The following is a 10,448-nucleotide window of genomic DNA, read 5'->3' as shown; positions in this document are numbered from 1 at the left end:
GACTCCAAGTCACTATGACATGCTCAATGACTCTAAATCACTATGACATGCTGACAAGCGGTCCAACGGTGACTATTTCGTGACGTATGCAGAAAAAGGTCAAGCCATGGCTGAGGGAGATAGCACTTTGCGCGACGCTGCTGGACTTGAAGCGCTGATCTCGCGGGCGGCCGCGCAAGGCAAGGGACTGCCGCCGGTTGATAAGTGGAATCCGGATTTTTGCGGTGATCTCGACATGGAGATCAAGGCTGACGGGACCTGGTTTTACATGGGGACGCCGATCGGCCGCCAGCCGCTGGTGCGCTTGTTTTCGACAGTTCTACGCAAGGATGCGGATGAAAAGACTTATCTCGTGACGCCTGTCGAGAAAGTGGGCATCCGAGTGGAGGACGCACCTTTCCTTGCGGTTGAACTCAATGTGTCCGGAGATGGCGACGACCAGATAATGACGTTCAGAACCAATGTTGGTGATGTTGTCGAGGCCGGCGCCGATAATCCGCTGCGTTTTGTGATCGACAAAGCCAATGGCGGTCTGAAACCCTATCTTCTCGTCCGGGGACGTCTCGAAGCATTGCTCGCTCGCCCGGTCATGTACGAATTGGTCAGCTACGGCGAGGAAATTCCTATCGATGGCAGGGCCATGTTTGCCGTCCGGTCGAAAGGGGCGGCGTTTCCGGTCATGGCGTCGGGCGAATTGGAAAAGCAAAGCCTATGAGTGAGGCCAAACCACGCGAAGAGGGCTTTTCCGCTCGCGCTTTTGCGCGGCGGGTAGCTCTCAAGGGCAATGAAACATTGGGCGAGGATCACGGCGATCATCGGCTTAATCCTGATCTCGATGCCATAATTGCGGCAAATCCGTTGCGTGATGCAGCCGTTCTGGTGCCGATTGTCGATCGCGGTGATGAGGCGAGTGTGATTCTAACGCTGCGCACCGCCAATATGCGCAAGCATTCGGGCCAGGTGGCCTTTCCTGGTGGTGCGATCGACCCCGAGGATGATTACGAACCCGAGAAGGCAGCGCTGCGCGAGGCGCATGAGGAAATCGGGCTTGAGGGTCGCCATGTCGAACTCATCGGCCGGCTGCCGCGCTATCTGACGACAACGGGTTATTCGATTACGCCGGTGCTCGGCCTGGTGCATCCCCCGTTTGATCTGACACCGAACCCGGACGAGGTCGCCGATGTCTTCGAGGTGCCGCTGTCGTTCCTAATGAACCCGGACAATCATCGCCGCGAAAGCCGGATATGGCAGGATAGGGAGCGGTTTTATTATACGATGCCGTTTGGTGATCGCTTCATCTGGGGCGTGACGGCCGGGATTATCCGCACACTTTATGAAAGGCTCTATTCTTGAGCACAATTGCCGACAAAGCCCCATGGCTCAAAGATCATTCCCTGCAGAAGCTGCTGGCGGTGCTTTCCACTAAAGGCGAGGAGGCGCGCGTTGTCGGCGGCGCAATACGCAATACGCTGTTGGGACAGCCGGTCAGCGATCTCGACATTGCAACCACCTGCCTGCCGGAACAGACGTTGCGGCGTGCAAAGGAGGCCGGCTTCAAGGTCGTACCGACCGGCATCGACCACGGCACGATTACAGTTATTGCCGAAGGCCGGCCCTACGAAGTAACAACGTTGCGCGCCGATGTGGAAACCGATGGCCGGCACGCTGAGGTCGCCTTCGGTCGTGATTGGAAGGTGGATGCGGAACGACGCGATTTCACGATCAATGCGCTCTATGTCGAGGCTGACGGTACGATCGTCGATCTCGTTGGCGGGCTTGCCGACATTGAGAGCCATACGCTGCGTTTCATCGGCGATGCGGAGCAGCGCATCGGCGAGGATTATCTGCGTATCCTGAGATTTTTTCGGTTTTTTGCCTGGTATGGAAAGGGCCGTCCCGAAAGCGAAGGGCTGAAGGCATGTGCCCGGCTGAAGAGCGGGCTTGGCAGGCTTTCAGCCGAGCGGATCTGGTCCGAATTGAAGAAACTGCTGGCGGCGCCAGATCCGTCACGTGCGCTTTTGTGGATGCGACAGGCTGGCGTGCTTACAGCGGTTCTGCCGGAGAGCGAGAAGTGGGGGATCGACTCGATCCACGGTCTTGTGAAAACAGAGCAGGGTCTTGGTTGGGATATCGATCCATTGTTGCGCCTGGAGAGCATTGTGCCGCCAAATGCCGAACGCATGACCGAACTTGCTTTGAGGCTAAAACTCTCCAACAGCGAGCTCGCGCGGCTAGAAAGCTGGGCCAATACCATGCCGCCACAACCGGAGATTTCCGAATCTGGATTTGCGAAGAAACTCTATCGCGGCGATAAGCAAGGCATGCGCGATCGTCTTCGCCTCGCTTTGGCTTCTGCACGCGCAGACGCTTTGAATGACAACGCGGCAATCATGCGAGCCGGGCACCTGTCAAAGCTCCTGGATTTCCTGGACCGGTATGAGAAGCCGAAATTTCCGCTATCGGGCGGTGATCTGGTAGCAGCCGGTCTCCATAAGGGCCCAGAGGTCGGCAAAGTGCAGCGGGCGCTTGAGGATGAATGGATCGAGTCCGGGTTCACCCTCAACCGCGACGCGCTGCTTGCAAAAATTCCCGATCATGCAGGGAAAATCTAGTCAGGCGGCCCTACCTTTTTCAGGTTGAATGTTCGCCTTGATCGTTTCGAGCATATGCTCGCGGATGACGGTCTCGCCGTGAGTTTCGCGAAGGTGCTCGGTGGCGCGGCGGACGATTTCAGCTTCGGTGTCGTGACGTGTATGCCACTGGCAACCGGGAACAATGCAATGAAGTTCTTTCATGGCTTTCTCTCCCTGTTGTGAGCCCGCAAACATTAGCCTGACGCGCTCGATCCGGAAGCATCATAACGCATCAAGGCGAAGATTGATCCCAAAAATCTCGGATCAAGGCCATTTAACTGTTGGCGGCATGGACGAAAGAATGGAATCGACATTCCCTCCTGTCTTCAAGCCGAAAATCGTTCCGCGATCGTAGAGAAGGTTAAACTCGACATAGCGGCCTCGGCGAACCAGTTGCTCCTGGCGATCGGCATCGGTCCAGTCTTGGTTGAAGTTTTGACGCACGAGATAGGGATAGACGACGGAAAAAGCCCGCCCGACATCGCGCGTAAAATTGAAATCGGCGTCCCATCCGCCGGTCTCTTCGGAGGAGTGCAGCCAATCGTAGAAGATGCCGCCCGTGCCGCGTGGCTCCTTCCGGTGGGGAAGATAAAAGTACTCGTCGCACCAGGCTTTGAATTTGTCATAGCTAGCAACGGCGGAATGCTTGTCGCACACGAACTTCATCGCCTTGTGAAACGCCATCGTATCGGGGTCTTCCTCAGTCCGCTTGCGGTCCAGTACGGGGGTGAGGTCTGCACCGCCGCCAAACCACTGACGCGTCGTCACGACCATGCGTGTATTCATATGCACGGCGGGAACAAAAGGACTTTGGGGATGGGCGATCAATGAAATGCCAGACGCCCAAAAACGTGGATCCTCGTCAGCGCCGGGTATCTGCTTGCGAAATTCCTGGCTAAATTCGCCATGGACGGTCGAGATGTGGACGCCGACTTTCTCGAAGACACGGCCATGCATGATGGACATGATGCCTCCACCGCCTTTGCCTTCGTCGCGCTGCCAGGGGGTTTGTTTGAACCGGCCGGGCGTCCGGTCGGAGAGCGGTCCATTCAGTTCGTCTTCCAACTGCTCGAAGGCTGCGCAAATCTTGTCACGCAGTTCGGTAAACCAGGCCGTCGCCATGGCTTTCTTGTCATCAAGTGCTTCGGGAAGAGTGGCGGGAATATCCGGACGGTCCATGAGAAAGAATCCTTTTCGAGGCGGATAATATCACATCAACCAAAAGACAAAGGGAAGAGGTCGTTTACTCATTCAAATACATGAATAAAAAAATGACTCGTTTTCCGGCGGCACACTCCCTAATCTCCATTGGTGTAGGGTTCAGTGAGGGATACGAGATGGTCTCCAAAGCGCCCCGGTCGCATTTTCCCAAGCCGCCGCTCGACGGCTTGCGCAAGAGATTGAAGGAAAGCCGCGACAGCACCAGCCAACAGCGGGGTGCCTTCATTCGCGAGAGTTTCAGACTGCCACGCCTCGCCGCGCGCGAAAAGGCGCGCGAATGGTTCGAGCAATATCCGAAGGCCGCTTATTGGACTGAAATTGAAAGCTGGTATGAGCGCCCCGGCGACATCATCGAGTTCACCATGCGCCGCCTGCCGAACGCAGATTAAAAAATGCGAAAAACCGAAGATTCAACAATAAAATTGATGATTTTCTTCAAAAAATTGATCGACTTGCGAAGATCGGGCATGTTTTTTGAAAATTCATCAGATTTTCTTCCGCTTCAGCGGAATTTCAAGCAATGGCTGCTGACAGCCTTTTGCAAAGCCAGTAGAACTCTGCCAGCACCGGAGAATCGTCCGGACGCACAAAAAAATCAGGAGGATACTATGCGCTTATCGTTGATATCGGGCGTGGCGTTGGCCGCCGTCGTGGCGATGACGTCGTTTGCCAAGGCCGACATCGTGGTCGGCATTATCGCGCCTGTCACCGGCCCGGTTGCGGCTTATGGCTTGCAGGTGAAAAATGGCGTGGAAAGCGCCGCCGAGGCCATCAATGCTGCAGGCGGCATCAAGGGCGAAAAAATCGTCACCAAGATTTTTGATGACGCTGGCGAGCCGAAGCAAGGTGTATCGGTTGCGAACCAGGTGGTTGGAGAAGGCATCAAGTTCGTGGTCGGTCCGGTAACTTCCGGCGTTGCCATGCCGGTTTCCGATGTACTGGCCGAAAACGGGATCGTGATGGTCACGCCGACGGCGACCACTCCAGACCTGACGACACGCGGTCTTGAGACCGTTTTCCGCACGTGCGGACGCGACGACCAGCAGGCCGATGTTGCCGGCAAGTACATTCTCGACAACTTCAAGGACAAGCGCATAGCCATCGTCTATGACAAAACACCTTATGGCACCGGCATTGGCAATGGCCTTAAGGCGGTGCTTAACAAGGGTGGTGTCACCGAAGTCGTTTTCGAAGGCATCAATGCCGGCGAGAAAGACTACAGCGCGCTTGTAACGCGTCTGAAATCGGAAAAGGCGGATGTGATCTACTTCGGTGGTTACCACGCGGAAGGCGGTCTGATCGCGCGTCAGTTGAGTGACCAGGGCATTAAGGCGCAGATCATTGGTCCTGATGGCCTGTCCAATACCGAATATTGGGCAATCGGTGGTGAGGCTGCTGCCGGCACATTGTTCACCAACAGCGCAGATCCCACAAAGAACCCGGCGGCAACAAAGGTGGTGGAAGCGCTTCAGGCCAAGAACATTCCGGCTGAGGCTTTCACACTCAACGCTTATGCCGCATTGCAGGTGATCGCAGGCGGCATCGAGAAAGCAGGTTCGGCTGAACCCACCGAAGTCGCGGCAAAGATCAAGTCGGGCGAAGCGATCCCCACTGTTGTGGGTGACCTGGCATATTCGAGCACGGGCGATCTGACGACACCAGCATTCGTCTTCTACAAGTGGGAAGGCGGCAAGGCGGCCCAGATCAACTAAGACGCCCAGATATGAGCCAATAATCCGCCGGTCAGGTACGGCCGGCGGATTTACCCTTAAACCTGGAATTGCCGAAGAGCTTCACCCGTTGCGATTGCAGCTGAGAGTGCCAGGTTCAGTGAGCGTGCTCCTGGAACCATCGGAATGATCAGTCTTGCATCAGCGGCAAGGTGCACCTCATCAGGTGCGCCTGCCGACTCGCGGCCGAGCAGAAGAATATCTCCTCGTCGAAAGCTGAATTGCGTATACGGTTCGGCTGCCTTGGTTGAGAACAAGAGTAAACGGCGTTTCTCAGAGAGGCGCCATTCCTGGAATTGTTCCCAATTTGCATGCCGTGTCAGGGCCGCCTGTTCGAGATAGTCCATCCCGGCGCGCTTCAACGCACGGTCGGAAATGTCGAATCCAGCGGGCTCGATGACGTCAACGCCGATACCGAAGCACGCTGCCATGCGCAGGATTGTCCCGGTATTACCGGGAATATCGGGCTGGTAGAGCGCAATGCGCAAGTCAGGTCGCGTGCCAGTCAATGATACCGTGCTCCGTCCGCAACACCTTCGCAACGGAAGGGTGAACGTGTGAGTTTGGGCTCTCGCCTTTTGTGTTCATAATCGGTATAGGGGATGTACCGCAACGCTAACTTTGGAGGTGTCGATGACACAATTTTTCCGACTTCTTCCAGGCCGGATGGTCTCCGGTGTCGTTGGCGGTTTTGTGTCCCTTTTCCACGCATAGTTTCTCCATCTCCAGACACAAGCCGCAATCGTTCGTATTCGCGTTTGCAGGTCTGTTCCATGGGCGTTTTGACCAAGCTCCAGCAACCCGATTTTGCGGTTATTGCCTATGATCAATGCGCGCCCCATATGAGGTTTCACGATGTTTCGCTGGTTTGAAGAAAAACTCGAGCCATTTCCGTCCGCTGAGCCAAGTGAACCGCCCAGGACGCTGGTGGCGTTCTGTCTGCACTACACCAGCGGTGTGTGGCCGTGGATCATCGTTATGGCCGTCTTCACCGCGTTGATTGCTGTGCTCGAAGTCTCGATGTTTGCCTTCATGGGCAGTGTCGTCGATTGGCTTTCCAACCAGTCACGTGAGACATTTCTGGCCAGCGAAGGCCGGAAGCTGGCCCTGATTTCGGGCGTGGTGCTCATAGTGATGCCCGGCATCGTGCTGATCGATTCGCTGGTCATTCACCAGACCTTGCTTGGCAACTATCCAATGCGGATCCGCTGGATGGTGCATCGCTACCTCATCCGTCAATCGATGACCTTCTTCCAGGATGAGTTCGCCGGCCGTGTCTCGACCAAACTGATGCAGACGTCGCTAGCGGTGCGCGAAACCGTGATGAAGCTCCTTGATGTACTCAATTACGTCATCGTCTATTTCAGCGGAACGCTGATCATTGCCGCCTCAGCAGATCTGCGCCTGATGCTGCCGTTCGTAGTATGGCTCATCACCTATATCGGCCTGTTACGGCATTTCATTCCGAAAATACGCGTCATCTCCGAACGGCAAGCGGATGCTCGCTCGACGATGACCGGAAGAATTGTCGACAGCTACACGAATATTGCAACTGTAAAGCTCTTCTCACACTCAAAACGCGAGGAGCGTTATGCCCGTGAGGGGCTGGAAGATTTCCTGCAAACGGTCCACCAGCAGATGCGCATGGTCACAACCTTCCATGTATCGCTCTATGCCATGAACTGCCTCTTGCTGTTTTCAGTCGGCGCCATTGCGATCTGGTTGTGGCTCGGCTCTGCGATCTCGGTTGGCGCGGTCGCAGTCGGGATCGGTCTTGTCTTGCGGCTCAATGGCATGTCGCAGTGGATCATGTGGGAAATGTCGGCACTGTTCGAGAATATCGGCACAGTAGAAGACGGCATTACCTCCATTTCTCTGCCCCGGCTGGTACCGGATGTTCCGAATGCGCCGGAGCTGAAGGTCAGTGCCGGCGCGATCACTTTCGATTCGATCGGCTTTCACTATGGAAAGGGTGCCGGGATCATTGATCGGCTATCACTGGATATTCGTCCCGGCGAAAAGATTGGCCTGGTTGGGCGATCAGGTGCCGGCAAGTCAACGCTCGTCAACCTGCTGCTGCGGTTCTACGACCTCGAAAGCGGACGCATTCTCATCGACGGACAGGATATTTCGCAGGTCTCGCAGGATTCGTTGCGCGCGCATATCGGGATGGTGACACAGGATACGTCACTTCTGCATCGGTCAGTACGAGACAATGTGCTGTATGGCCGGCCCGATGCTTCGGACGAGATGATGCGGCAGGCTGTGAAGAATGCGCAAGCGGATGGCTTCATCGAAGATTTGAGCGATCCGAAGGGCAGGCGCGGTTTTGAAGCGCACGTCGGTGAACGGGGCGTGAAACTTTCCGGCGGGCAACGCCAGCGTATCGCGATTGCGCGTGTCATGCTCAAAGACGCACCAATCCTGATCATGGATGAGGCGACCTCAGCGCTTGATTCGGAGGTAGAGGCAGCGATCCAGGACAATCTCTACCGGTTGATGCAAGGGAAGACGGTTATTGCCATCGCACACCGGCTTTCAACCATTGCCGCGCTGGATCGGCTCGTGGTGATGGACAAGGGTAGGATTGTCGAAAGCGGAAGTCACGAGGAACTCATTGCTGCTAATGGCATTTACGCCGCGCTTTGGGCAAGACAGTCTGGCGGGTTCCTTGGTCTCGACGACGAGCAAGAGGCCGCCGAGTAGCCTGGGTTAAATCAAGTTTAATTTGACGGCGGATGGGACTCGTTTGAAGGTGTTCCGTCGGTCGTCGAAGCGTTGCAGGGGGCACTCGGCAATTCGAGGACTTTCGATTGGAGGACGACGGAATGCCTGGTGAAACCGACCTGACCAAGCTTCTGGCAACGATGAAGCCGAAGTTGCATGAGCAAACCTATGTGTTTGCCACTCTGCCTGCCACGCGCGTGTCTCCAGCTGATCTGGATGTCGTGATGACATTCCGCGAGGTGGAGGGCCTCACGCTTATCGTGGAAGAAGAGGCAGCCAATCGTGCCAATCTCGCAGGAATATTTCGCTGTCGCATGATAACGCTCGAGGTCCATTCTTCGCTTGAAGCGGTGGGCTTCCTGGCGGCAATAACAGCTCGCCTTGCAGCCGCGGGAATGGGCGTAAATCCCGTATCGGCATTCTATCATGATCACCTGTTTGTCCCGGTCAATCACGTGGGTGATGCGATGCGAATTCTCGAACTGATGACCGAAGAGGCGAGAGGCTAGCATGGCGAGACACGAACATTGATGTGGGCTGCATGACGCGTCTTTTCCGCCTGTTCGAGAGCTGGATCGATCCCTACGCCAACCCACCGGCGGACCGGGTGCCAGACCAGTCCTTAGCTTTCATGTGGTTTTACGTCAGGCAGGAAAAATACGTATTCCTCGCGATGCTGGTTTGCGGCGGTCTGATTGCGCTGTTCGAGGCTGGTCTGTTCTGGTTTGTAGGAAAGGTCATAGACATACTGTCGTCAACCGACCGTGCCGAGGGCTGGCAAGGTCTGATCGATAGGCATGGCGTCGCGCTTCTTCTCATGCTCCTCGCAGTGTTTATTGGGCGCACGATTGTGCTTTCGATGGCAGCGCTGGTCGAGGAACAGGCAATTGTTCCGGGCTTCAACAACCTTGTACGATGGCAGGCACACAGCGTCGTGTATCGGCAGAGCCTGTCATTCTTCCAGAATGATTTCTCCGGCCGGATCGTCACAAAAGTCTGGGCTGCAGGTCAGGCGCTTGGCGATTTCATGGTGACGCTGCTTCAGGCCGTGTGGTTCAGTCTGGTCTACTGCGCGACGACATTGTTTCTGATCGGCCGACTCGATTGGCGTCTCGCATCGGTTGTGGCGCTATGGCTGGTCATATTTGGATTCACGGCGCGTTACTTTCTGCCGCGCGTCCGCCGTGCCGCAAGGGAAACAGCCGAAACGAGCTCCCTCGTTATGGGACGGCTTGTGGATGGTTACAGCAATATCCAGACGCTGAAACTGTTTGGAACGACTCAACGCGATGACGCCTACATGCGACGTGGAATGGACAGATGGCTCGCTGCCATCATGGCTTTGACACGAGGTTTAAGTGGCATTCGTATTTCGTTGGCGACAACCAGCGGCGTAATGATCTGTGCTGTTGCCTCGCTTTCCATCGATCTTTGGCTAGCGGGGGAGATCACCTCCGGAGAGGTCGCTTTTACACTGGGTCTCGTGCTTCGATTGAGCATGCTGCTGACCCGTATGATGGCTAATCTCAATGGCTTGCTGCGCAACTACGGAACCATTCAGAACTCTATGGAACTCCTGGCAAGACCGGTCACCGTTTTCGATCACCCTGATGCTTCAGAATTGGTTGTAACTCATGGCGCGATCAGGTTCGAGAACGTGCGTTTTCACTATGACGGTTCCAGAAATGTCATTGAAGACTTGTCTCTTGATATCCGTCCGGGCGAAAAAATCGGTCTTGTCGGGCGTTCGGGTGCTGGAAAGTCGACGCTCGTCAATTTGCTGCTTAGGTTCTTCGACCTGGAGCGTGGACGTATACTTATCGATGGCCAGGATATTTCAAAAGTTACGCAAAACTCACTGCGTGCATATATCGGCATGGTGACACAGGATACATCGCTGCTCCACCGTTCAGTTCGCGATAACATCCTCTATGGACGACCTGATGCTTCGGACGGGATGATCGAGCAGGCTGTGAGAAATGCACAAGCTGATGTTTTCATCGACAGTTTGACAGATCCAAAGGGGCGGCGTGGTTTTGATGCGCATGTCGGCGAACGCGGCGTCAAGCTTTCTGGTGGCCAGCGCCAACGTATCGCGATTGCCCGCGTGATGTTGAAGGATGCGCCGATCCTGATT

Annotated in this window: 11 protein-coding genes; 8 read left to right on the top strand and 3 right to left on the bottom strand. The window is 55.6% G+C overall.

Annotated elements, in window-relative coordinates:
• Positions 1-106 precede the first annotated feature (106 nt).
• From AAAC48_RS04735 to AAAC48_RS04725, 3 genes are read left to right on the top strand one after another with little or no spacing between them, the layout of a single operon-like run.
• Positions 107-715 carry a DUF1285 domain-containing protein gene (locus tag AAAC48_RS04735; protein ID WP_340653067.1) on the top strand — a complete coding sequence of 203 codons (609 nt, stop codon included), beginning with the start codon at positions 107-109 and terminating at the stop codon, positions 713-715.
• Positions 712-1,353, top strand: a complete 642-nt coding sequence (locus tag AAAC48_RS04730; RefSeq protein ID WP_340653066.1) for a CoA pyrophosphatase — start codon at positions 712-714, stop codon at positions 1,351-1,353. Before AAAC48_RS04735 ends, AAAC48_RS04730 begins: the two co-directional genes overlap by 4 nt.
• On the top strand, positions 1,350-2,612 hold the full coding sequence (locus AAAC48_RS04725) for a CCA tRNA nucleotidyltransferase (protein ID WP_340653065.1): 1,263 nt from the start codon (positions 1,350-1,352) through the stop codon (positions 2,610-2,612). Before AAAC48_RS04730 ends, AAAC48_RS04725 begins: the two co-directional genes overlap by 4 nt.
• On the opposite strand, the gene AAAC48_RS04720 is transcribed toward AAAC48_RS04725, so the two are convergent.
• Both AAAC48_RS04720 and hemF read right to left on the bottom strand, forming a co-directional pair.
• Positions 2,613-2,795 carry a DUF1059 domain-containing protein gene (locus AAAC48_RS04720; protein ID WP_340653064.1) on the bottom strand — a complete coding sequence of 61 codons (183 nt, stop codon included), beginning with the start codon at positions 2,793-2,795 and terminating at the stop codon, positions 2,613-2,615.
• Positions 2,796-2,897: 102 nt separating this feature from the next.
• Entirely contained in the window at positions 2,898-3,812 is a 915-nt protein-coding gene (gene hemF, locus AAAC48_RS04715; protein WP_340653063.1) for an oxygen-dependent coproporphyrinogen oxidase, read from the bottom strand.
• Between the two features lie 158 nt (positions 3,813-3,970).
• Here hemF and AAAC48_RS04710 point away from each other — a divergent pair, with 158 nt between their 5' ends.
• Together AAAC48_RS04710 and AAAC48_RS04705 are read left to right on the top strand one after the other, a co-directional pair.
• A complete protein-coding gene (locus tag AAAC48_RS04710) occupies positions 3,971-4,243 on the top strand; it encodes a hypothetical protein (RefSeq protein WP_340653091.1) in 273 nt (90 codons plus the stop codon).
• Positions 4,244-4,462: 219 nt separating this feature from the next.
• Positions 4,463-5,566: an ABC transporter substrate-binding protein gene (locus AAAC48_RS04705; RefSeq protein ID WP_340653062.1), complete on the top strand. Its 1,104-nt coding sequence runs from the start codon at positions 4,463-4,465 to the stop codon at positions 5,564-5,566.
• A gap of 56 nt (positions 5,567-5,622) precedes the next feature.
• Here the strand turns inward: AAAC48_RS04705 and AAAC48_RS04700 are convergent, their stop codons facing one another.
• Positions 5,623-6,093 carry a tRNA (cytidine(34)-2'-O)-methyltransferase gene (locus tag AAAC48_RS04700; RefSeq protein ID WP_340653061.1) on the bottom strand — a complete coding sequence of 157 codons (471 nt, stop codon included), beginning with the start codon at positions 6,091-6,093 and terminating at the stop codon, positions 5,623-5,625.
• Positions 6,094-6,439: 346 nt separating this feature from the next.
• On the opposite strand from AAAC48_RS04700, the gene AAAC48_RS04695 reads away from it, so the two are divergent.
• The 3 genes from AAAC48_RS04695 to AAAC48_RS04685 form a co-directional block, all read left to right on the top strand.
• Positions 6,440-8,290 (top strand): ABC transporter ATP-binding protein, encoded by a 1,851-nt coding sequence (locus AAAC48_RS04695; protein ID WP_340653060.1) that lies wholly within the window; start codon positions 6,440-6,442, stop codon positions 8,288-8,290.
• Positions 8,291-8,412: 122 nt separating this feature from the next.
• On the top strand, positions 8,413-8,820 hold the full coding sequence (locus tag AAAC48_RS04690; RefSeq protein ID WP_340653059.1) for an ACT domain-containing protein: 408 nt from the start codon (positions 8,413-8,415) through the stop codon (positions 8,818-8,820).
• Between the two features lie 32 nt (positions 8,821-8,852).
• Positions 8,853-10,448: ABC transporter ATP-binding protein (locus tag AAAC48_RS04685; protein WP_340653058.1), on the top strand; the 1,596-nt coding region annotated here is incomplete at its 3' end.

Source organism: Phyllobacterium sp. (genome assembly GCF_037994405.1).
Classification (GTDB): domain Bacteria; phylum Pseudomonadota; class Alphaproteobacteria; order Rhizobiales; family Rhizobiaceae; genus Phyllobacterium.
Note: the sequence above shows the minus strand (reverse complement) of the source record. Positions and strands in the feature narration are given on the sequence as shown.

Coding starts and splice junctions, on each gene's coding strand:
- AAAC48_RS04735 (WP_340653067.1), top strand. CDS start 107: ATGGCTGAGGGAGATAGCACTTTGCGCGACGCTGCTGGACTTGAAGCG.
- AAAC48_RS04730 (WP_340653066.1), top strand. CDS start 712: ATGAGTGAGGCCAAACCACGCGAAGAGGGCTTTTCCGCTCGCGCTTTT.
- AAAC48_RS04720 (WP_340653064.1), bottom strand. CDS start 2,795: ATGAAAGAACTTCATTGCATTGTTCCCGGTTGCCAGTGGCATACACGT.
- hemF (WP_340653063.1), bottom strand. CDS start 3,812: ATGGACCGTCCGGATATTCCCGCCACTCTTCCCGAAGCACTTGATGAC.
- AAAC48_RS04710 (WP_340653091.1), top strand. CDS start 3,971: ATGGTCTCCAAAGCGCCCCGGTCGCATTTTCCCAAGCCGCCGCTCGAC.
- AAAC48_RS04705 (WP_340653062.1), top strand. CDS start 4,463: ATGCGCTTATCGTTGATATCGGGCGTGGCGTTGGCCGCCGTCGTGGCG.
- AAAC48_RS04695 (WP_340653060.1), top strand. CDS start 6,440: ATGTTTCGCTGGTTTGAAGAAAAACTCGAGCCATTTCCGTCCGCTGAG.
- AAAC48_RS04690 (WP_340653059.1), top strand. CDS start 8,413: ATGCCTGGTGAAACCGACCTGACCAAGCTTCTGGCAACGATGAAGCCG.